The sequence below is a fragment of the Sulfuricurvum sp. genome (assembly GCF_022759005.1).
In the GTDB taxonomy this organism is placed as follows: Bacteria; Campylobacterota; Campylobacteria; order Campylobacterales; family Sulfurimonadaceae; genus Sulfuricurvum.
Window position 1 is genome coordinate 1 of sequence record NZ_JAEMQA010000066.1, and the last position, 22,320, is coordinate 22,320.

General features: G+C 49.6%; 16 protein-coding genes. 7 read left to right on the forward strand and 9 right to left on the reverse strand.

All coding sequences use genetic code 11. The features are described from left to right. Window positions 1-18 precede the first annotated feature (18 nt). From JHC35_RS04360 to JHC35_RS04370, 3 genes are read right to left on the reverse strand one after another with little or no spacing between them, the layout of a single operon-like run. On the reverse strand, window positions 19-3,060 hold the full coding sequence (locus tag JHC35_RS04360) for an efflux RND transporter permease subunit (protein WP_295042366.1): 3,042 nt from the start codon (window positions 3,058-3,060) through the stop codon (window positions 19-21). A 9-nt stretch (window positions 3,061-3,069) separates the two neighbouring features. After that, window positions 3,070-3,807 (reverse strand): efflux RND transporter periplasmic adaptor subunit, encoded by a 738-nt coding sequence (locus tag JHC35_RS04365; protein WP_295042368.1) that lies wholly within the window; start codon window positions 3,805-3,807, stop codon window positions 3,070-3,072. Then, entirely contained in the window at window positions 3,804-5,039 is a 1,236-nt protein-coding gene (locus JHC35_RS04370) for a TolC family protein (RefSeq protein ID WP_295042370.1), read from the reverse strand. Before JHC35_RS04370 ends, JHC35_RS04365 begins: the two co-directional genes overlap by 4 nt. 93 nt (window positions 5,040-5,132) lie before the next feature. Here JHC35_RS04370 and JHC35_RS04375 point away from each other — a divergent pair, with 93 nt between their 5' ends. Beyond that, on the forward strand, window positions 5,133-5,741 hold the full coding sequence (locus tag JHC35_RS04375; protein ID WP_295042372.1) for a TetR/AcrR family transcriptional regulator: 609 nt from the start codon (window positions 5,133-5,135) through the stop codon (window positions 5,739-5,741). Here JHC35_RS04375 and JHC35_RS04380 read toward each other — a convergent pair. The 6 genes from JHC35_RS04380 to JHC35_RS04405 form a co-directional block, all read right to left on the reverse strand. Further along, window positions 5,738-6,412, reverse strand: coding sequence for a TIGR01621 family pseudouridine synthase (locus tag JHC35_RS04380; RefSeq protein ID WP_295042374.1), 675 nt, complete (start codon window positions 6,410-6,412; stop codon window positions 5,738-5,740). The two genes, JHC35_RS04375 and JHC35_RS04380, sit on opposite strands and share 4 nt — an antisense overlap. A 121-nt stretch (window positions 6,413-6,533) precedes the next feature. After that, a complete protein-coding gene (locus JHC35_RS04385) occupies window positions 6,534-7,244 on the reverse strand; it encodes a pseudouridine synthase (RefSeq protein WP_295042376.1) in 711 nt (236 codons plus the stop codon). Then, a complete protein-coding gene (locus tag JHC35_RS04390) occupies window positions 7,231-9,063 on the reverse strand; it encodes an ABC-F family ATP-binding cassette domain-containing protein (protein WP_295042378.1) in 1,833 nt (610 codons plus the stop codon). Before JHC35_RS04390 ends, JHC35_RS04385 begins: the two co-directional genes overlap by 14 nt. After that, window positions 9,063-10,139, reverse strand: coding sequence for a phosphoesterase (locus tag JHC35_RS04395; protein WP_295042380.1), 1,077 nt, complete (start codon window positions 10,137-10,139; stop codon window positions 9,063-9,065). The genes JHC35_RS04390 and JHC35_RS04395 overlap by 1 nt, the downstream gene beginning before the upstream one ends. 7 nt (window positions 10,140-10,146) lie before the next feature. Then, the gene (gene flhA, locus JHC35_RS04400; protein ID WP_295042405.1) at window positions 10,147-12,312 is read right to left on the reverse strand and encodes a flagellar biosynthesis protein FlhA; all 2,166 of its coding nucleotides are present in this window, start codon (window positions 12,310-12,312) and stop codon (window positions 10,147-10,149) included. A gap of 33 nt (window positions 12,313-12,345) precedes the next feature. Next, the gene (locus JHC35_RS04405; protein WP_295042382.1) at window positions 12,346-12,750 is read right to left on the reverse strand and encodes an Rrf2 family transcriptional regulator; all 405 of its coding nucleotides are present in this window, start codon (window positions 12,748-12,750) and stop codon (window positions 12,346-12,348) included. A 169-nt stretch (window positions 12,751-12,919) separates the two neighbouring features. On the opposite strand from JHC35_RS04405, the gene rpsO reads away from it, so the two are divergent. The 6 genes from rpsO (at window position 12,920) to JHC35_RS04435 (ending at window position 22,317) form a co-directional block, all read left to right on the forward strand. Beyond that, on the forward strand, window positions 12,920-13,195 hold the full coding sequence (gene rpsO, locus JHC35_RS04410) for a 30S ribosomal protein S15 (protein WP_294918789.1): 276 nt from the start codon (window positions 12,920-12,922) through the stop codon (window positions 13,193-13,195). A 174-nt stretch (window positions 13,196-13,369) separates the two neighbouring features. Further along, on the forward strand, window positions 13,370-16,738 hold the full coding sequence (locus tag JHC35_RS04415; protein ID WP_295042383.1) for a transglutaminase family protein: 3,369 nt from the start codon (window positions 13,370-13,372) through the stop codon (window positions 16,736-16,738). 39 nt (window positions 16,739-16,777) lie between these two features. Beyond that, window positions 16,778-19,243, forward strand: a complete 2,466-nt coding sequence (locus JHC35_RS04420) for a circularly permuted type 2 ATP-grasp protein (protein WP_295042385.1) — start codon at window positions 16,778-16,780, stop codon at window positions 19,241-19,243. 6 nt (window positions 19,244-19,249) lie between these two features. After that, window positions 19,250-20,140: a transglutaminase family protein gene (locus JHC35_RS04425; RefSeq protein WP_295042387.1), complete on the forward strand. Its 891-nt coding sequence runs from the start codon at window positions 19,250-19,252 to the stop codon at window positions 20,138-20,140. 117 nt (window positions 20,141-20,257) lie between these two features. Continuing rightward, complete coding sequence (locus JHC35_RS04430) at window positions 20,258-21,622, forward strand: circularly permuted type 2 ATP-grasp protein (RefSeq protein WP_295042389.1); 1,365 nt, start codon at window positions 20,258-20,260, stop codon at window positions 21,620-21,622. After that, window positions 21,619-22,317: an alpha-E domain-containing protein gene (locus JHC35_RS04435; RefSeq protein ID WP_295042390.1), complete on the forward strand. Its 699-nt coding sequence runs from the start codon at window positions 21,619-21,621 to the stop codon at window positions 22,315-22,317. Before JHC35_RS04430 ends, JHC35_RS04435 begins: the two co-directional genes overlap by 4 nt. Window positions 22,318-22,320: the final 3 nt, after the last annotated feature.

The window sequence follows — 22,320 nt, forward strand, 5'->3', positions numbered from 1 at the left end:
GGTGTAAATCAGCTATAGTCATTCTGTAGGCTTTTTATTAATCGTATAAAGCTTACGAATTTTATTATCCAGTGGGGCGAGCACTTTGTAGAGTGCCGGAACGACGAGGAGGCTGGTCAGCGTCGAGAGGAGTAATCCGCAGATGACGGCAACCCCCATCGGTCCTTTCACCCCAGAACCTTCCCCGACCGAGAGGGCGAGCGGGAGCATCCCGAACACCATTGCGCTCGTCGTCATCAGAATCGGGCGCAGACGTGCCACGCCCGCTTCAATGATCGATTCGTCCAGTTCGTGTCCGTTATGGTAGAGGCGGTTGGCGGCATCGACGACGAGGGTGGAGTTTTTCCCCACCAGTCCGAGCAAGAGCATCAGCCCCATCATACTAAAGAGGGACATATTCATCCCTGCAACCCACAGACCGATAAACGCCCCCGTAAAGCTCAGCGGCAAGGCGCTCATGATGATGATCGGCTGCAGCGGCGATTCGTAGAGTGCGGCGAGGATCAGATAGATCATGATGACCGCCGCACCGATGGCGACGCCGAACGCATCGTTACTTTGTTTCATGTATTTGGCATCCCCGTCGTACTCGAATGATACGCCATCGGTGAGCCATTCGCTTTGGCGCTCATTCACAATGTTGACCAGTTTATCCAGCGGCAGCGCTTTGGTGATGTCGCTTCCCACCAGCACTTTTTTCTGGCGGTCGAATCGTTTGATCGTCGAGGGCTCGGTAGAGGTGCTGATTTCTACGACCGAGGAGAGGCGGACGGTAGAGCCGTTGTCGGTACGGACAGTGAGGGTATCCAGAGTAGACGCATCGGTGCGCGCATCATCGCTTAGGCGCATCATGACATCGTACTCTTTACCGTTTTCGCGCATAAAGGTGACCGTGTTTTCTCCCGAATAGGCACTCGCGATGACACGAGCGATTTCATCGACGCTGACCCCGAGACGGCGGGCGTTTTCGGTGAGCACTTTGACCACGAGTTCGGGAGCTTTTGGCTGAATGTTGCTTTGGACATCCGTGGTTCCCTCTATCGAGCGGAGCATCGCCATCAGTTTTTGTGCCGATTTTTCGGCATCTTCGGCACGTTGCGCTTTGACGATGATTTGTAGCGGCGTGTTGATCTCATAACCCGCGACGTCGTTGACTTCGGTGACCGTCGCGGAGGTGAACCCTTTGATACTCTCCAAGATGTGCCGTGTCTCATCCATCACCTCTTTTTGGCTACGATGACGTTCATGGATCGGCTTGAGATGGACGTACATGGCCGCTTCGTTCGCCTTTTGGTCGGTTCCCCGTCCGACGTAGAGGGTGCAGTACTCTACCTCTTCGAGGGCACGGATACGGCGCTGGGCATCGAGGGAGAGGGCTTTCATCGCATGGATACTGGTTCCAACCGGCGTTTTGAGGGTAATATCGAACTGGCTTTTGTCCTCTTTGGGCATGAAAACCATCCCGAGCGACCCCGAGAGGACGATGGAGAGGATAAAGACACCCAATGCTGCAAACAGGGTCGTTTTGCGGTAATGGAGCGCCGTAGAGATGATGCGGCGGTAGCGCTCTTCGAGGGCGACGAAAAAGGGCTCCGTTTTATGGTAAAAACGGCTGTGCTCCCCTTTGGCGATCTGAGAGGCGATCATCGGGATGAGGGTGATGGCGATGAGGAAAGAGACGACGATCGCGGCGATGATCGTCACCCCGAAACTGGTGAAGAAGCGTCCTACGATCCCACTCATATTCGCGACGGGGACGAAAACGGCAAGGAGCATGGCCGAGATGGCGACGATCGAGAAGATGATCTCCCCGACCCCCTCTATCGCGGCATTGAGTCGATCCCGCCCCGCTTCGAGCCGTTTGAAAATATTTTCGATAACGACAATCGCATCGTCGATGATGATCCCGATCGCGAGGGTGAGTGCGGTAAGGGTGAGGAGATTAAACGTTTGGCCGCTCCACCCCATGATCGCCAATACCCCTAAAATTGAGACCGGAAGCGATATGGCAGCGATGAGGGTAAGGGTGAAATTGCGCAAAAAGAGAAAAATGACGAAAGAGGCCAAAAATGATCCCAGCAGCAGGTCGAATTGTACCCCTTTTAGGGTGTCTCGGATATAGCCCGTCGCATCCTGAAGCGGCGTGAGCATCATAGAGGGTTGCAATGCTTGCAGGGCGGGGAGCTCTTGGCGTACCGCATCGGCGATGGCGATCTCGTTGGCACCCGTCATCTTTTTGACCATTAACAATACGCCCGCTTTGGAGTCCAATGCCGCGTAGCTTTTCTCCTCGGCGAGAGAGTCTTCTACTTTGGCGACATCTCCGAGGCTCAGCCCTTCACGGATACGCAAGTGTGCAAGCTCGTCGGGTGTTTTGGCGTCGTTATCGACGAGGAGACGGTTCTCATGGGTTGTCGAGATCGTCCGACCTCCGTCAAGCCGAACGTTTTGGGCGCGAATAACACCGATCAGATCGGTGAGTGTCAGATTGTATTTCGCCAGAAGGGCAGGGTCTGGGGTGATTAGGATTTGTTTTTTGCGCAGACCCGATATGGTGACACCGCCTACTCCCTCAATCCTCTGAAGACGTGATTTGAGAATTTCGTCGGCGTATTTCATCACCGCTTTGGTATCGCTTCCTTGTAAAAAGAGGGTAATGACGGGATTGGCATCGAGCGAGTGTTTGTCGATGATCGGTTTATCCACTTCGGTAGGGAGCTGAACGCTGGCAACTTTATCACGTACGTCATTGACCGCTTCATCGAGCGGTTTGGAGAGTTTGAATTGCGCGACAACGACGCTATAGTTTTTAGAGCTGTCGGAGCTGAGGGTCTCCAGTCCCGAAATACCGCTGAGAGCCTCTTCGATTTTATCGGTCACCTTGCTCTCGACGATGTCGGCATTGGCCCCTTTATAAACGGTGGTGACGATGACGATCGGAAAATCGACGTTCGGATAGAGTGCCGATGGCATGGAGGAACGCTCGACCAGACCGAAAAAAATGATCGCAAGGGCGAACATTACCGTTGTGATAGGGCGTAATATCGCAAATTTATACATGGTTAGCCCTTAATGTGATCGAATCTGGCCGTCGCCGAAAGTCCCGGAACGCAGTCCCATACCGTCCGCTTCTGCGGTCATTTGACGGGTTTTAGGATCGACGGTAGGGTAGATCTTGGTGATGCGGGTGCATTTGCCCGTATTTTTGCCATCGATACTCAGACAAAACGTGTCTCCGCTTTTGACGCTCCCGGCGTATTTTGAGTCAAAGTGGATCAGCAGACGGCTTTGGTCGCTGACGAGCTTGAACAGCGGCGATCCCCCCATCGTTGATACATAGTCGCCCACTTCGATATTTTTTTGAGCAATGCTTCCAGCAAACGGAGCATAGAGCGACATTTTCGAGAGTTTTTGGGTTGAAAGCGCTACGGCGAGACGGGCACGTTCACGCCCAGCGAGTTTGGCGTCGAGCTCACTTTTGAGTTTTTGGAGGGTGTTTTTATCGAAGACCTGCGCACTTTTTTCATAGCGGGCGTATTGGTCGTTTAAAAAAGCGCACTCTTTGTCGAGGGCATCGAGATCGGCTTTCGCCATTTTGAGGGATAGTTCCTCTTCACTGTGTTCGAGTGAGACGAGGAGTGAGCCTTTTTTGACACGATCCCCTTCACGTGCACCGACGGATTGGACAATCCCCGAAGCGTTCATCCCCAGCTGTGCTTCGCGGTAAGCTTGAGTATCAAATGTTGCGTAGATATCTCCGAATAGGATCGATCCGGTTAGTGTAATTCCTAAAAGTGCATATTTCATCGTTTTTCCTCCGTTAAGCTCATTAAATCGATTCCGTGGGTGAATGCCGCATTGGCTTTTGCCATTTGGAGTGCATTTTGTGCATGGCGCGCTTTAGCTCTGGCGTCGCTGAGAGACGTCAATTCGCTGAGATAAGTTGTCGAATTGACAAGACCCGCTTCAAAACGGCTACGGATTGTTTTAAAAGCCTCTTCTCTCGCCTCTTCTTCCGCTTTTGCGGCTTTGAGCGCTTCGCGGGATGCATCCAAAGATAGAAGGGATATGTCAGCTTCGTTTTGGAGCTTTTTGGTTTTATAGTCGAGCAGTTTGCGTGCTTTGAGGGTATCGAGCCGCGCCTGTTCACGCTCCTTGGAGATTCGCCCCATATCAAACAACGTCAAATTGAGTGATGCGCTGATTTCATTTTGGCTATCTGGCTGGGCATTGGCTCCTCCCATCGTATCATAGTCTTTGTAGTGCATCTCTTTGTGTTTGGCGCCGAGAGTAATGGAGGGGAGATAGGTGTAGCGATCTTCGGTGTGTTCGAGTATTTCGAGCGAGGCACGGTCGCTTTGGAGATCATGGCGCTCCATTTGAGCGAGCTGTGGCATTGAGAGTTCCCGATAGACGATCTCATCATTGATCGATGAACCGCAAAGTAGTTCAAGCTCTTTTCTGTTTTTGGCCAGCTGCGTGCGAAGGTTTTGATCGTCATATTCAGTGTTCAAACGAGATGCGATAAGCGATTTTAAAATGTCGGTTGTAGCCAAATCATTTTGAACTAAAATGGTATAACGCTCTACCTGTGCATTGAGTTCTTTGTATTTTTGCGCATTCGTTTCGAGACGGTCACGAATATCCAAATAATCATAGTATGCGGCTATTGTTTCGATGAAGACATTTTGCCGCTCTTGTTCCATACTTTGTTGGGATCCCTCTTTGTTTGCACGAAGGGCATCGAGAAGCGCTTCGCGTCGAAAACCGTCGAAAAGGGTCACTTCCGCCCCAAGTTCAAGACCGTGGATGGTTTTGGGTTCAAAAGCGGTGGTTTTGTTTTTGTGTTGATAAATCCCGCCGACACTGATCGTTGGGAAATAGGCACTGTGTGCTTCATCGATTTGAGCTTGCGCCTTATCGATCATCAGGCGCGAAGATTCGACACGCAGATTGGATGAGGCTTTTGGAAGCAGCGTTGATAGATCTTCTGCCAGCAGCATTGCAGTGAGGAGAGAAAGGGGCAAAACGAATTTCATCGGTATACTCATCGGATGGAATTTTAGAAACAATGTGAACAATGTTAACATTTAATGTAAACAATGTCAACATTTTATGGTACAATTTTTCTCATGAACTCGAAAAAACAAAATTCCTATCATCACGGAAACCTCAAAGAGTCGCTTTTGACGACCACATTGCACATGGTAGAGAGTGAAGGTCTCGATGCGATTACACTGCGTGAGTTGACTCAGCGTTTGGGGACGTCACGCAGTGCGGTGTATCGCCATTTCGAGAGCAAAGAGGCATTGATGAAAGGGGTGATTGAGCAGGGGTACACTCAGCTCGATAAACTGTTCACCCCGATTTTCAAAGACAAAAGCCGCAGTGTCGAAGAGCGTTTTGAGAGGATGAGCCGTGCGTATTTGGAGTTTGCGATGGAACATCCCAACCTCTATCGTCTCCTTTTCGGCGAGCGGTTTCGTGAAGAGCGCGAGGGGATCTGTGATTACCGTGACGAAACACAGGCGACAGGGCTGTATGCTTTGATCGGATTGCTTCTTGAAGCGCAGGAAGTGGGGATCGTCGAAAAAGCCGATCCGATGATTCAGGCGGCGACGATCTGGGCATCGGTGCACGGACTGGCATCACTCCTGATCGACGGGCATCTGATGATGAGCGATAATCTCGAAGAGATATACCGATACATGTACATCTCATTACTTAAAGGGCTGCGCTAAAACTGCTCCCACGGGCGGCTCCATATTTTTAGTTGAGCGGTGCACTCCGCACTCATAAACCTCTCTCCCTCATCGGGCGGGACGACAAAACTAAATTCCTCGCCGTTCAAAGTAAAGCGTAACGCATAGGCGTGCAAATATCCCCGATCTTCTTTTCGTGCTTCATCGGATGCCGCATAGCGTTCATCCCCAGCGATAGGGGAGCCGAGGGATTTGAGGGCGACGCGAATCTGATGGGTCTTCCCCGTGTGGGGTTTGATGAGAAAAAAGCGCTCATGGGTTCGCAGAGCACAGCTCACAAACTGGGTGATGGCAGGATTTTCCATTGTAGCGAGGAGCTTATAGTCTCCCCGTCTTGCTTTTGCCATGTCCCCTTTGATCCACCCCATCTTTTTTTTGGGTTTTCGCATGGAGAGTGCGAGATAGTATTTTTCGATTTCTCGGTTTTCAAACATTTTCCCAAATTGCGCCGCTGTTTCGGAGTCTTTGGCGAGGATCACCAGCCCTGAGGTCATTTTGTCGAGTCGATGGACAGGGAAAAGAGGAATCCTGAGTTGTTCGGACATTTGAACGACGAATCCCGCTTCTTCTTCGGAGTGAAAATTGACTCCGGAGCGTTTGAGGGCGATGACAAATGCGAGATGGTCGTAAATGAGCAAAGAATTTTCCATATAACAGTCTATCGAATCTCCCCTTGTACTATCGGCATCGGTATTTAAATCCAAGGAATGCTTTTTACTTTAGATAAGAAAATTTATGACTTGAATTGGCGATCTATAAAAAACGGTTTAATCAATGATTTATAAAGAGTGAGGAGGAGAGTAGGCGATATTCACCCATCTTTAGATCCTCCAGCGTCAAATCCCCAAATGACGAGCGGTGTAGTGCGATGACATGATTTCCTGCCGCAGCGAACATCCGCCGTACCTGATGATAGCGTCCCTCGGTGATTTCTAATGTGGCATGGGTTTCGTCGATTACGGTGAGTTTCGCAGGGAGGCAGGGCGTTTTTTCGCCGTTGAGCATCAATGTTCCCGAGGCGAAAATCTCACCTTCATCCCCTTTTAGTGGTCGATCCAACGTCGCTTCGTAGACTTTGGGCACTTTGTGTTTGGGGGAAGTGAGGCGATGGAGTAGGGCTCCATCATCGGTGAGGAGCAGCAGTCCGCTCGTCTCCTTGTCGAGCCGTCCGACGGTAGAGATTTTCGGATCACGTCTGCGCCACCGTTCAGGAAGAAGATCGTAGACGAGACGACCCTCTCCGTCGTCATGAGAGCAAACGTAGCCTACAGGTTTGTGCATCAAAATCACCATCCCCTGTGGTGGATCGAGGGGTTCGCCCTCGAAGCGGATTTTGTCATGAGCGACTTTGGTATCGGATTTGAGAGGGAAGTTGTCGATATGGGAGATAATACCCTCACGGATGAGAGTTGCGACCTCGCGGCGACTGCAATACCCCAGTGAGGAGAGGAGTTTATCGAGGCGGGTATTAGAGCTCGGCAAGCTTCGCCTCGTACTCGCACTCGATACGGGTGATTTCATCATGAGCGATTTCGAGCCGCTCGAACAGCTCTTCGATCATCTTCTCATCCTCCCCCACTTGCTTGGAGAGTTCGAGGAGTTTGGAGGTCTCCCCTTGGTTTGAATAGGTCGTTAGAAGATCATGAGAGGTTTTGAGTTTCTCTTCGAGCTTCATGATCGTATTTTCGCAATGATCCGCCTCTTTTTTCAACGGACTGAGGAGTTTGGAGCGCTCCTGTACGAGGGCGGCGCGGAGCTGTTTGTTCTCTTTTTTATTCGTATTTGGAGTTGCTTTGAGCGGTTTTGGAGCATCGATAATCTCTTCGTCCCATCCGATTTTTTCCAAAAATTCATCGTAGGTACCGTTGAAAAATTCGGCGTTCCCCTCACGAAAGATGATGAGCGCATTGGCGAGGGCGCGGAGCATCATCTCCGAGTGGGTGACGAGGACGAGTGAGCCTTCGAATTTTTTGATGGCATCGGTCAACGCATCGATCGAGTACATATCGAGGTGGTTGGTCGGCTCATCCAAAAAGAGGAGATTTGCAGGGGTGGCGATGATTTTGCCGAGCATCACACGGCTGCGCTCTCCCCCGCTGAGGACGTTGATCTTTTTATCGGCATCGTCGCCGCTGAACATCATCGTCCCGCAGATGGAGCGGATACGGACATTATTCATGCTCGGATCGGCGCTTTGGATCTCCTGCGTAACGGTGTGGTTTTTGTCGAGACGGTCGATGTTGGTTTGTCCGAAGTGGGCAATAGCGGTAGAGGGGTGAAAGGTGGTCTCACCGCTTGGGGTGAGCAGACCTGCGAGGCAGTTGAGCAGCGTCGATTTCCCCTTGCCGTTTTTACCGATGATGGCGAGACGTTTGCCCTTTTCCAGATCGAACGAGAGGTTTTGGAAAAGCGGTTCGTTTGCGGTGTATCCAAAAGAGAGTTCTTTGGCCTGCAAGATCACTTTGGCGGGGGTAGGTTTATACGAGAACGAAAAAGAGAGATCTTTCTCCCCCTCCAGTGACTCCATTACCCCCATTTTATCCAGCTCTTTTTGTTTGGATTGTGCCAGCGTTGCCGTAGAGGCGCGGGCTTTGTTGCGGGCGACGAAATCTTCCAGTTCGGCACGCTTTTTGTCATGGTTGGCTTTGGTCTTGAGGTAGAGCTCATCCTCCTGATCCATCAGATCGTAGTACTTGCGGGTTCCGCCACGGATGATACTGATGTTGCGGCGGCGGAGTCCCATCGTGTGGGTCGTGACGGAGTCCATGAAATCGCGATCATGGGTGATGAGGATCACTTCCCCCTCAAAATTGCGGATGAACGAGGCGAGCCAGCGGAGCGAGACGATGTCGAGGTAGTTGGTCGGCTCATCGAGGAGCAGCAAATTCGGCTCAGTGACGAGGAGTTTGACGAGGTTGAGGCGGATCTGGTATCCCCCTGAAAAGCTCAGCGGGTCCTTGTCTAAATCGTCTTGTGTAAATCCCAGACCGAAGAGGATCTTTTCGACACGATAGACCTCATGTTTCATATCGCCGGTGAGGACGGATGCACACTCTTCACGCACCGTTTTATGGGTGAAGTGTAGATGTTGGCGGAGTGCGCCGATACGGTAATTCTTCGGGATGATTACTTCGCCGTTCTCATACGACTCTTCGCCGAGGATGATTTTAAAGAGGGTTGATTTGCCCGTCCCGTTTCGTCCGACGAATCCGACTTTGTCTCCAGCGTTGAGACGCAGTGAGAGGTTGTCGAAGAGGACGCGAGTTCCGTAGCTTTTAGTGAGGTTGTTGATTTGGATCATTATTCTTCTATTTTGTGGGGTAGCTTTCCGGGCATCGCCTCTTTGTTGGCGAGCATGTCTTCCATCTGACGTTTGACTTTATCGTAGCGGAATTGCTCTTTGAACCCTTGGATTCGTCCCCCTGCCGCATTAGGGTGCCCGCCCCCGCCGACCCATTCGCCCGCCATCTGTGCCACATCCACTTTATCGTGTCCGCGTAGGCTCATAGTACCGCGCGTTCCGACATCGACGATGAAATCGTAATCGGGGAATGTTGTTAAAAAGCCGTTGCCGATGATCGAGGTATTCCCCAGGCCGTAACTCAAAAATCCGCGCCACCCTTTGTAGTAGATGGTCATGGTTGAGCGTTTGGTTCCGAGCAGGGCAACAATGTGTTTGGTTGAGAGGTTGTCGAGGGTATCGTCGACACCGTTTTTGAAAAACTCTTTTTTGAGACGATGGAGTGATTCATCAAGGGCAATGTTGGCTTTTTCGTGAAAACGCATTAAAGCGGCTTCTTCCAAAAGTGCCAACTTATAGGCACGATCTTCATCGGCAAACATGACACGGTTAAGCTCTTTGGCCTCACTGATGAGACGCATACACACTTTTCCGTACTCAAAGTCGTCTGTCTCGTTTTGGTGCCAGAGATCGACGGCATTAACCACTTTGACAAAGGCTTCGAGCCATCCGCCCGCTTTAAGCCCGTAATGCTCAAGGGCATAATCATAAACGATTTTGGTCGCACAGCGCTCCGTATCGAGAAAGTACCATGGGTATTGTGCCGCTGTCTCTTTGCCGCTGCCGTGGTGATCGAGGAGTGTGATTGTGATGTTCCATCCCCCCTCATTGAGGCGGTTTACTTCATTGTTAAGCCATTTTGCCTCTTCGGGATAGAGGTTGAGATCACTGATCAGAATCGTCGCTTCTTGTTTGGCTTTTTTGATCGTTTCGATAATCTCTTCGAGACGATCCATCACTTCTGCGCCGTAGTTGGCGTTGTAACTGTACATCGTATGCTCTGTTTGCGCCATGACCAGCTGGCAGCTGTAACCATCCAAATCGATATGGGAGAGGTGGTAAAAGGTTGTAGTCATAAAATTCCTATTTATTAGTATCTAAACTGATCGAGCCGAGTACTTCGAATTTGGCATTCGAATCGATTTCGGCGTGGGAGAGGGTGACAATTTCGAGGCTGAAGCGCTCGTAAATCTCAGCCAACGGACGGCGAAGTTTCGGATCGACGATCACGATAATTGGTGAGATCCCTTTTTGGAGGAGTTCGGTTGCTTTTTGGCTGGTAGATTGAATCAGATTATTAATCTCGCCGACATTAAGCAACAACTGGCGTCCCCCATCGCGCTCTTGCGATTTTTCCAGCATCATTTGCTCGCTCATCGTATCGAAGGTGAGGAGTTTGATCACACCGTCAGGGCTGGTGTAAAGTTGCGTAATAATACGGGATAGCTTTGCACGGACATGTTCGGTAATGATGTCGACGCTTTTTGTGTATTCGGCAACATCGGCCATCGTCTCCAAGATTGTGATCATATCTTTAAGCGGGATACGTTCATGCAGCAACGCTTTGAAAACGCGCTGGATAAGACCGATATTGGCCACTTTGAGAAGATCGTCGACGACGACCGGATAGTCGTTTTTGATTTTTTCGATGAGCGACTGGGTCTCTTGGCGGGTGAGAAGCTCTTCGGCATGCCGTTTGACAAGTTCGCTCATATGAGTAGAGATAACGGTAGCCGGATCGACAACGGTATAGCCGTTGATAATCGCATCCTCTTTGAGGGATGGATCGATCCATAGCGCATCGAGACCGAATGCCGGCTCTTTCGTCGGTTCCCCCTCGATTTCACCCATTGCCATACCGCTGTCCATCGCGAGGTAGCGATCGGGTTGAATGAGGCCGTCACCGATACTGACCCCTTTGAGGAGGATTTCGTATTGGGTCGGTTTGAGGTGGAGGTTATCGCGGATACGAACCTGCGGCATTAAAAAGCCGAAATCGGAAGCGATTTTACGTCGCATCGAGCGGATACGTTCCAACAAATCTCCCCCTTGGGCACTGTCTGCGAGACGAATGAGCTGATAGCCCAATGTGAGTTCGAGCATTTCGATTTTGAGGATATCTTCGAGGGCAGCCTCTTCCTCTTTGGCAATCTCTTCGTTCGTTTTCTTCCGAGGGGCAGTTGTACCGGTTCCTTCACCCCCTGCAGCACTACCGGAAGCAGAAGCTCCCGCTTTATTGACGGCAGGGGCGGAGGTGAGGACGAGTTCCCCTTTTTCGTATTTATAGAGGGCATATCCCAGACCTGAGAAGATGAGACCTACAAATCCGAGTGAGAGGGTCGGTAATCCCGGAACCAATGCGAACATCAACATCACAAACCCGACAATGATCATGACGCGGGCATTCCCCATGAGCTGATTGATACTGCCCTCGGCGAAATTTCCCCCCGTGTCGCTGGAACCGCGCGTAATCATAATACCCGTTGCGGTGGAGATGATGAGTGCCGGTACTTGGGAGACAAGACCGTCCCCGATGGTGAGAATGGTATAGGTGTGACCGCTTGCGGCAACATCGAGATCGAACTGAAAAATCCCGATCAAAAAGCCGCCGATGATATTGATGAGGGTGATGATGATCCCCGCAACCGCATCCCCTTTGATAAATTTACTCGACCCGTCCATCGCTCCATAGAAGTTAGCATCCTGCAAAATCTCCGCACGTCGACGCTTGGCCTCGCTCTCGTCGATGAGACCGCTGTTTAGATCGGCATCGATCGCCATCTGTTTTCCCGGCATCGCATCGAGGGTGAAGCGGGCTGCTACTTCGGCAACGCGCCCCGAACCTTTGGTGATAACCATAAAATTGATCAAAACGAGAATTGTAAAGACGATGACCCCGATGACCATGTTTCCGCCGACAACGAAGTTACCGAAACTCGTGATGATGTCACTCACCGCTTCAGGCCCCTCATGACCGTGACTCAAAATCATACGGGTCGTGGCGATATTGAGCGAGAGGCGAAAGAGGGTGATAATCAATAATAGGGTCGGAAAGGTTGTTAGATCGGTCGGCTTAGGGATATACAGCGAAATGAGGAGGACCAATACCGAAAGGGCAATGACGATGGCAAGCAAAAAGTCGAGCACCGCACTCGGCAGCGGGACGATGATAATCGCCAAAATCGCCATAACGAAAAAAACAACGCTCAAATCGCGCGATGCAAAGAGTGCCGATAATACGGTTTTGATGTCGGGAGTTTTATTTTTTGCTTTTGCCAAGCGTTACTCTTCTAAAATGGCTTCGAGGGTCAATGTCCCCAAAAAAGCGTCCACTTTTCCCTGCAATCGGTTTAAAAAAGGCCACAATCCACAGCTGAGCGCTTTGTTGGATGGGCAGTCTTCGGCAGAGGGTGAGCAGCTAAATACCGCAGGGCTTTTCCCTTCGACCGCTTCCATCACCTCTAAGACGGTAATGTCGCGGGAGTGTCGCGCGAGCTCAAATCCACCCTTGACCCCTTTGTAGGAGTTGAGTATTCCTTGTCGTGCCAGCGACTGGAGAATTTTTGCCAAAAAACTTTTGGAGATATCGAGTTCGCGAGAGAGGGTATCGGCATCGAGAGGATGCCCCGCTTTGGCCAAAACAATGAGTGATAATAGTGCGTATTCGCTGGCTTTAGTCATCAGCATTCGGCCATACCTCCCCGATTGTTTTTTGTTAAAGCTATTATAGCCAAAAAAGTTTAGAGGTGACTTGTATGCAAGTTTGGATGCAAACGTAAAAAATTTCGCTATAATTCCGACCCTGCTTGAGAAGATTGTTTTTCGAGTAAAATTTTATACCCATCAGGAGGCTATTATGGCTTTAGATACGGCGAACAAAGCGCAAATTATCAAGCAATACCAAAGAACTGAAGGTGATACAGGTTCAAGCGAAGTGCAAATCGCTCTTCTTTCAACTCGTATCGCAGCTCTTACTGAGCACTTGAAAACATTCAAAAAAGACCACTCTTCACGTCTTGGTCTTTTGAAATTGGTTGGTCAACGCCGCCGTTTGATGCGTTATTTGAAACGTACAAACCGCGCAAGCTACAACAAATTGGTTGCTGATCTCGGTATCCGCGACAACATCTAACCCTTTTCTTTCCCGTTTCGCGGGAAAGTTTTTCTTTCTTTTTTCATAAAAATTCTCCGTTTTATCACATCTCTTTCATTTTGTACGTTTAATGTACAGTGTAATGTCACTATTTTGGATCAAAGTGTGTTATTCTTGCTGATATTTTAATACGCTGCTGCGCAAAGGAATCCGATGTCGCTCAAAGTTGTCCTCTCCCATAAAACCCATTATGCTTTTGATAAACCGGTTAGTCTCTCTCCTCATGTCATCCGACTTCGTCCCGCACCTCATAGCCGTACCCCTATCGAGGCCTACTCGCTAAACATTAAACCCGAAGATCATTTTATTAACTGGCAGCAAGATCCGTTTGGAAATTATCTGGCACGGATCGTTTTTCCCGAAAAAACAACGGAACTCTCGATCGATGTGGAAGTGTTGGCGGAGTTGGTCAGCATCAATCCGTTTGATTTTTTTGTCGAAGAGTATGCGACAAACTTTCCATTCAAATATAAAAAAGAGCTCAAAAAAGAGCTTTCACCCTATCTGGAGATAGCCGAAGAGGGCAAAAAGCTCAAAAAATTTCTCAAAACCCTCGATTTGACGCCGCGCAATATCAACGATTTTCTTGTCGATCTCAATATGGCGATACACACGTATCTCAACTATACGATTCGCCTCGAGCCGGGCGTTCAAACATGTGAAGTGACGCTCGGGAACAAACTGGGATCATGCCGCGATTTCGCATGGCTCTTTGTGCAGGTCCTTCGCCATTTGGGGCTTGCTGCCCGTTTTGTCTCAGGGTATCTGGTTCAGCTCTCTGCCGATGTTGAGTCACTGGATGGTCCGAGTGGTCCTGTGGAAGATTTTACCGATCTGCATGCGTGGACGGAGGTCTATATTCCGGGTGCGGGGTGGATCGGACTGGATGCGACGAGCGGACTCTTCGCCGCAGAGGGGCATATACCGCTGGCATGTACCCCTAATCCTGAGAGTGCCGCTCCGGTAGAGGGGGCGATGGATAAGTGCGAGGTTGAGTTTACCTACTCCAATACGGTAACGCGTGTTTTTGAATCGCCCCGCGTTACGAAACCGTATCGCGCTGAGCAGTGGGAAGCGATCGATGCTCTCGGATACCAAGTTGATGAAGAGTTGGTAAAAAATGATGTGCGTCTGACGATGGGGGGTGAACCGACGTTTGTCTCCATCGATGATATGGAGTCGCCTGAATGGAATACCGAAGCGGACGGTCCCCATAAACGGGAGTTGGCAAACGTCCTCTCCCGCCGCCTATTGAAATCGTTCGGAAAAGGGGGATTGCTCCACCATGCGCAGGGTAAATGGTATCCGGGTGAACCGCTGCCGCGATGGATGAGCACGATTATCTGGCGCAAAGACGGACAACCGATCTGGAATAATCCCGATTTATTGGCGAGTTTGGATCAGACGTTCGATTATACCCTAGAAGATGCACGGAAATTTTTATCCAAGCTGTGTCTGAACTTGGGTATCAGTGATAAAAATATACACGATGCCTATAACGATCCTCTCGTTGCACTCCTCCAAGAGTCGCTACTGCCAATCGATGTCGATCCCCATAAAGCGACACTGAAAGATTCGTTGGAACGGCGGGCATTGGCAGAGAGCCTCTCCAGCGGTATCGATAAACCTGCCGGATTCGTATTGCCGCTAAACTGGGGGATGACCCGCTGGGTAACATGTCGTTGGGAGTTTCGTCGTGCTCAGCTTTTTCTTGCCCCCGGAACTTCTCCGGTGGGGCTTCGTTTGCCGCTTGATTCATTGAGTCATAAACCGCAGGTAGAGCTGGAACAGAGTTTCGAACCTGATCTTTTTGCCGCTTTTCCCTCATTGGGGGAGTATCACAGCGCCGTCAAAGCACGTGCGGCGAAAGTGAAAAAAACGACCAAAAAATCGCATGATTACGAGGTATTTGTCCGTACGGCTCTCAGCGTCGAAATTCGGGAACAAAAACTCTTTATTTTTCTCCCGCCGATCACCGATACCGAAGCATTTTTGGATCTGATCGCCTCAATCGAAGAGACGGCAGAAGCTCTGAAAATGGCGGTGATGATCGAGGGGTATGAACCTCCGAACGATTTGCGTCTTGAGAAGATGCGGGTTACTCCTGATCCGGGGGTTATCGAGGTCAACATCCACCCAACCTCAAGCTGGGGTGAGCTTAGAGGGGTGATCGATACCCTCTATGAAGATGCGCATCAATCGCGTTTGGGAACGCTCAAGTTTATGCAAGATGGCAAGCAGACCGGAACGGGGGGAGGAAACCACGTCACGATCGGGGGGATTACACCGAGCGACAGTCCGTTACTCCGGAATCCTGAGCTTTTGCGCTCACTCATTACCTTTTGGCAGCACCATCCGAGTTTGTCGTATCTTTTTTCGGGGCAGTTTATCGGACCGACTTCTCAGGCACCGCGCGTCGATGAGGGGCGGTTGGAAAACCTCTATGAACTCGAAATCGCGTTTAACCAAATCCCTGATGGGGGAGAAGTGCCGTTCTGGCTCACCGATCGGCTCTTCCGCCACATGCTCACCGATTTGACGGGGAATACCCACCGAAGCGAGTTCTGTATTGACAAGCTCTACTCTCCTGATTCCTCGACGGGGAGACTGGGGATCTTGGAACTGCGCGGATTCGAGATGCCGCCGCACGCGCAGATGTCTTTGGTGCAGATGCTCCTCATTCGCACCCTCGTGTCGCTTTTTTGGAAAAAACCGTACAAACATAAACTGGTACGATGGGGGACACAATTGCACGATAAGTTTTTGATCGAACATTACGTTCGTGAGGATATCCGTGATATCGTTGCATTTTTACGTGCTGAGGGGTACGGGTTTGAGAACGACTGGTTCGATCCGTTTTTCGAATTTCGTTTTCCGCTGTATGGGATGAGTACCATCGAGGGAATTCACTGTGAACTGCGCGGCGGGATTGAGCCGTGGAATGTCCTCGGCGAGGAGTCGAGTTCGCAGGGGACGGCACGATACGTCGATTCATCGGTTGAGCGGGTGCAGATCAAGGTCAACGATTTCGTCAGCGAACGCTACGTTCTCACCTGCAACGGTGTACGGGTGCCTCTCGTTTCAACGGGCGTAGAGGGGGAATATGTCGCAGGGGTGCGCTATCGCGCATGGCAGCCGTGGTCGGCGCTCCATCCCACCATCGGAGTCGATACTCCACTGGTATTTGATATCGTCGATACATGGAATCGTCGCTCTATGGGGGGCTTTACCTATTTCATCGCCCATCCGGGAGGGCGAGCTTATGATACTTTTCCGGTCAATACCCTCGAAGCGCAATCGCGCCGAATCAGCCGATACTGGGGATTTGGGCATTCACAAGGGGAGATAGAAGAGGTACATGAACCGCTCATCCGTTCTCAAGAATCAAACGAAGAGAGTCCATCACGCACCGTAGTGAGCCATCCTCAGAAAAAAACATTCGCGTACCAAGAGCTTCCGAGATCATTGGAATATCCGCATACGCTCGATTTACGCCGAAAATGGAGTCCTAATCGACAATAGGGTAAAATAAGTGATACTTTTTCTGAGGTGAACGCTTTTATGTTTGAACGCTATTTCCAAAACTCTTCATACGACGAGATGTTTGATCACGATAAAAATGTCCGCCCCCATTGGAAAGCGTTGAAAAACAACCTTGAGAAAATCGGTTTAGAACAGCTTCTCCTCAAACAAAAAGAGATCGATTGGCGGCTCGAAGATAACGGCGTCACCTACAACGTTTATAACGATCCCGGCGGATTAAACCGCCCTTGGAAACTCGATCCGATCCCTTTTATCCTCGAAGAGGAGGAGTGGAAAAAGATCGAAGCCGGATTGAAACAGCGGTGTCGACTTTTTAATCTCCTGTTGCAAGACATCTATGGTGAACAGCGTTCTATCAAAGAGGGGATCATCCCGATGGAAGTGATTTATGCGCACGGCGGTTTTATGCGCGAAATGCACGGGATGAATATGAGCTTAGGGATATATGCGGCCGATATGGCGCGAGGGCCTGATGGAAAAATTTGGATCATCAGCGATCGGACACAAGCCCCTTCTGGGTTGGGGTATGCGATTGAAAACCGCTTGACGATGAACTCGACGATGCAAGATATGTTTGAAGGGATTTCGATTCAGCGTTTGTACGATTTTTTTGAAACGTTTAAGTCCGTTTTTCAAAACAACAGCCGAAGTTTCGATTCTCTTAATGTACTGCTCTCTCCGGGAGCACATAACGAGACCTATTTCGAACACGCGTATCTGAGTTCATTTTTGGGATTGACCTTGGTTCAGGGGCAGGATTTACTGACTAAAGACGGTGCTCTTTGGCTCAAAAGTCTCAAAGGACTCCGTCGCATCGATTCAGTTTTACGCCGCGTGGATGAGAGCTATTGTGATCCGTTGGAACTCCGTCCGGATTCTCAGCTTGGGGTTGCCGGTTTGGTGCAGGTTCTCCGCTCAGAGGGGGTAAAAATGCTTAACCCCATAGGGAGCGGCGTATTGGAAAACTTGGGACTTAATCCGTTTATGCCCCATTTGTCACGCTACTTTTTGGATGAAGATCTGATTTTGCCTCAGATCTCAACTTGGTGGTGCGGTCAACCTCAAGAACAGCAGTATGTATTGGAAAATCTCAACCGCCTTATCATCAAAACGATCGATCGGATGGGGGAAAAACATACCTATATTGGTAAACAGCTGAATGAGCAAGAGCTTAAAGCCCTCGTCGATGAGATCCGTCTGCAGCCTCACCGCTATGTGGGACAAGAAGAGATAGAGTTCGCCAGCTGCCCGACACTCGTAAAAGAGTCGATTGAACCACGAAAAGCGGTTATCCGTGCCTACGCGATTGCCCATAAAGGAGAGTATACCCTCATGAGCGGAGCGCTTGTCCGTGTCGGGACGAGCACTGATTCTTTGGTCGTATCGAATCAGCTAGGGGGAAGCAGTAAAGATTTATGGGTGCTGGGAGAGTCTGAGAGTATCCCTCTTTCACCGATTTTTCATTCGAATGCGGCTGTGGAAAACTCGTTGGGAAACATCCCTTCTTTGCGGGCTGAAAACCTCTTTTGGCTAGGGCGATATTTGATGCGGGCGATTATCACCGCCCGAATGATCCGATCGACGCTCAAATTTACGACCAATGCATCGCGTTTCGATCACACATCCACCTCACAAACGCGTGAGATGCTCACCAAAGCGTTGACCCATGTCACGATGACCTATCCGGGATTTTTGGACGATGAGAAGAGCGTACTGGTATTCGAAGAGATCGCTTCGATCAGTTTTGATTCATCCAGAGTCGGAAGTTTGGCACAAATCCTGATGATGCTCTCCAATACCAATACCTACGCAAAAAGCATCCTGCCCCTTGAAGCGTCCCGCATTTTTGAGAGAATGGGGCGTGAATGGAATCAGTTTTCCGCTGAAGAAAAACCTTATCCCCGCTTTATCATTCACAACCTCGATAAATTGCTGATGCAGTTAATGGCGTACAAAGAGCTGATTCAGGAATCTTTGTTTGCCGATCAGGGATCGGTGCTGTATGAAATCGGCGGACGGATCGAGCGTTCGCTGCTTTTGATCTCCAAAGCCAGAGCGTTGTTGACCCCCGCTCATGACCCCCTCAGCGAATATGAAATTTTGGAGACACTTTTGAGTACCTGTGAAAGTCTCAACGCTTACCGCGCCCGCTACCGTTCATCCTATGAGATGCGCAATATCATCGAATTTTTGATTCTTGATATTAATTTCCCTAAATCGCTGATCAGCGAGATAGAGGGGTTGATGAAAATTCTTCCGCAATTGCCGAAATTTAAAAACACAACCTATTTGAGCCGATACGAAGAGCCGATTTTTGAAGCTTTTTCGGCGATTCGACTCAGCAAAATCGAAACCCTTGCCGTTTTGCCGGAAAACGGATATATCCGCAGCGAGCTTGATGCATTGCTATCAAATCTCTCAGATCGGCTTTTATCTGCTTCGTCTGAGTTGTCAAAAACCTATTTTGCCCATTATGACGAGTAGTAGAAGATGATCTATTCCATTTACCATAGTACCCGATTTATGTATCAGCATGAGGTGGGGTTTAGTCACAATCTTATTCGGCTGCAGCCTCGCGATACGGCGATACAAAAAGTGCTCGATTTCGAGCTTACGATTGAGCCGCTTGCCGCCGAATGCGAAGCATACACCGATTTTTTCGGCAATCATCTTCACCACATACTTGTTCGCGAACCGCATAGTGTTTTAAGCGTTTCGGCAAGATCGAGAGTCCAAATCGATCCAAACGGACTCGAACATGCCCGCCATAGGATACAGGAGGTCAAAGCCCTGACCTACGCCGAAGCGTTGGAGCGGATGATGTTTCTGACACCAGAGATTATAGAGGCAAAGCAGTTTGCTTTGAAAAGCCCCCTTTTGCCGATTGCATCTACGGAGATCCTGAACTATCTTTTTGAGTCGCTCCGTTATGAGCGTTCGCTTTATGAGGGGATTATCGAATTTATGGGGCGCATTTTCAACGATTTTTCGTTTGTGAGCGGCTTTAGTGATCTCAGTACCCCCGTTGAAACGGTATTCGCCGAAAAAAAGGGGGTATGTCAGGATTTCGCCCATTTTGCTTTAAGTGCCTTGCGCTCAGCGGGGTTGTGCGCGCGCTATATGAGCGGGTATATCGAAACAACCCCTCCGAAAGGATCCGAAAAGCTGTTTGGAACCGATGCGTCTCATGCATGGTTTTCGGTCTTTTTCCCCGGTTTTGGGTGGTTTGATTTCGATCCGACGAACAATATGGTACCTCTTGAGCAGCATATTGTGTTGGGATACGGTCGCGACTATGGAGATATCTCTCCGATGCAGGGGGTTCTCAGCGGAAGCGGTTCGAGCCATCTGATTGTGATGGTGGATGTTTCGAGAGAGTAACCTTTTTCGAAAATTTTCCTCTAAAATCTTCTTTTTTGCTAATTGTCTTTTTTTTAAGCAACCCTTGAGACGAGTTTAGGATATGATTGGCTTAGACCTAATTTCTAAGGGGTAAGCATGATCGAACCAGTGTCTTTGGAATTACAAAAATTTTATGATATCTTTGAGAGCGTAGATCAGAGTAAAGTTTCCGAGTTTAAAGAGTTTTTAGAGACCAATGCGGTCAATTTCAACCTTTTTAAAGACGGAACCTTTATTGAACGCTCATTTCCGTTTGATATGATCCCCCGAATTATCCCAAAATCAGAGTTTGATGAGTTAGAAGCGGGGATTATCCAGCGTGTCAAAGCGCTCAATGCGTTTTTGAACGATATTTATAACGATCAAAAGATTGTCAAAGACGGTGTTGTTCCTCGTGAATATGTCGATTCAGCCAAGGCATTCTTACCCGAGTTTATGGGGATCAATCCCCCAAAAGGGGTACGTACCCATATCAGCGGGATCGATTTGGTAAAAGACGCCGTGAGCGGCAAATGGGTGATCCTCGAAGATAACCTTCGTGTTCCCAGCGGGGTGAGCTATCCCCTTACGATCCGTCGAGCGTTTCGTCACACCTATCCCGAATTTTTTGAGTCGATGAAAATCAGCAAAATCAAACACTACGGTGACGAGCTCAAAGCGGCGATGGATTATGTCAATACCGGCGGGCTCAATGTCGTCCTCACACCGGGGCGCTACAACTCGGCGTTTTACGAACACAGCTATTTGGCAAAAATCACCGGTGCGACATTGGCATCGGGAGATGATTTGGTCGTGATCGACGATGAGGTCTTTTTGTGCTCGTATGACGGTGAGCGGCAGCGGGTCGGTGCGATCTATCGACGGCTCGATGATGATTTTCTCGATCCCGAAGCGTTTGAACCCGACAGCCTGATCGGCGTCAAAGGGATCACAAAAGCGTACCGCGCCGGAAATATCGCTATTATGAACAGTATCGGAAACGGTGTCGCCGATGACAAAGGGATCTACTATTTTGTCCCTCAGATGGTCAAATATTATTTGGACGAAGAACCGATCCTCTCGAACGCTCCGACCTATCTTCCTTACTATGAAAAAGACCGTGAATACGTTTTGGCCAATATCGACAAACTGGTCATTAAAGACGTTGCCGAAGCAGGAGGGTACGGAGTATTGTTCGGAAACCGTTTGACACCACAGAAACGCTCTGAGATAATCGAGATGATTTTAGCGGAGCCGCGTCGATGGATCGCTCAGGAGGTGATCGAGTTTTACGATCTACCGTGCATGATGGAGGGAGGGATCGTCCCTCGTAAAGCCGATTTGCGCGCATATGTGATTTATGGAGAAAAAGTCAGCGTCAGCATGGGGGGATTAACCCGTTATGCGATGGAAGAGGGGAACTATTTGGTCAACTCTTCCCAAGGGGGCGGATTTAAAGATACTTGGGTGGTGGAATTATGATTATCAACGGTATGGCTATTTCAATCAACACGGCAGAGCGTCTTTATTGGTTCGGACGCTACGTTCAGCGGGCGGAAACGATGCTCAAAGAGCTGGTGAACAGTTACGATTATGTCATCGATCGTGATTTTGAGGATGGGCGGAAACTCTATGCCAAACTCGGAGTGCAGATAGAGTATGCAAATGCCCTCGATTTCCTCAAGCAAGGGGTATACGGAACGTATGGCGGGAGTATTGAGCAGATCGTCAGCTGGGCGCGCGAAAACGCGATTGAAACACGCCATTTGCTCGATGAGAGAGGATTTGCAACGCTCAACAAAATCTACAATCAGCTCGTAGCCGGACGTAACAGCGCGGTAAGTCCGAATAATCTTGAAGAGATTATTGATAACTGTAGCCTGATTTTGGGGATATTTTCCTCCGAACTCGATCGTACCCGTGCCTATCAGCTTATCCGTTTCGGACAGCAGATCGAGCGTTTTGATCTCATTTTGCGCCTTTACGGTGAGATAGAGATGGTTACGGCCGATATCGATGTCATCAACACGATAGCACGGCAGCTGAACCGCCATTACCGCCCTATTAATGTCACCACCTCCGATATCGGTAAGTTTTTAGTGTTCCTCAACGGTGTTGTCGACCGCGTCATCCAAAAAGAGACCTGTTCTTCGGCGTCTCTCCAATCTCAACGGTAATGG

Bases quoted from the DNA above. Each gene is read 5' to 3' on its own strand.
- JHC35_RS04360 (WP_295042366.1), bottom strand. From the start codon at position 3,060: ATGTATAAATTTGCGATATTACGCCCTATCACAACGGTAATGTTCGCC.
- JHC35_RS04365 (WP_295042368.1), bottom strand. From the start codon at position 3,807: ATGAAATATGCACTTTTAGGAATTACACTAACCGGATCGATCCTATTC.
- JHC35_RS04370 (WP_295042370.1), bottom strand. From the start codon at position 5,039: ATGAAATTCGTTTTGCCCCTTTCTCTCCTCACTGCAATGCTGCTGGCA.
- JHC35_RS04375 (WP_295042372.1), top strand. From the start codon at position 5,133: ATGAACTCGAAAAAACAAAATTCCTATCATCACGGAAACCTCAAAGAG.
- JHC35_RS04380 (WP_295042374.1), bottom strand. From the start codon at position 6,412: ATGGAAAATTCTTTGCTCATTTACGACCATCTCGCATTTGTCATCGCC.
- JHC35_RS04390 (WP_295042378.1), bottom strand. From the start codon at position 9,063: ATGATCCAAATCAACAACCTCACTAAAAGCTACGGAACTCGCGTCCTC.
- JHC35_RS04395 (WP_295042380.1), bottom strand. From the start codon at position 10,139: ATGACTACAACCTTTTACCACCTCTCCCATATCGATTTGGATGGTTAC.
- JHC35_RS04405 (WP_295042382.1), bottom strand. From the start codon at position 12,750: ATGCTGATGACTAAAGCCAGCGAATACGCACTATTATCACTCATTGTT.
- rpsO (WP_294918789.1), top strand. From the start codon at position 12,920: ATGGCTTTAGATACGGCGAACAAAGCGCAAATTATCAAGCAATACCAA.
- JHC35_RS04415 (WP_295042383.1), top strand. From the start codon at position 13,370: ATGTCGCTCAAAGTTGTCCTCTCCCATAAAACCCATTATGCTTTTGAT.
- JHC35_RS04420 (WP_295042385.1), top strand. From the start codon at position 16,778: ATGTTTGAACGCTATTTCCAAAACTCTTCATACGACGAGATGTTTGAT.
- JHC35_RS04425 (WP_295042387.1), top strand. From the start codon at position 19,250: ATGATCTATTCCATTTACCATAGTACCCGATTTATGTATCAGCATGAG.
- JHC35_RS04430 (WP_295042389.1), top strand. From the start codon at position 20,258: ATGATCGAACCAGTGTCTTTGGAATTACAAAAATTTTATGATATCTTT.
- JHC35_RS04435 (WP_295042390.1), top strand. From the start codon at position 21,619: ATGATTATCAACGGTATGGCTATTTCAATCAACACGGCAGAGCGTCTT.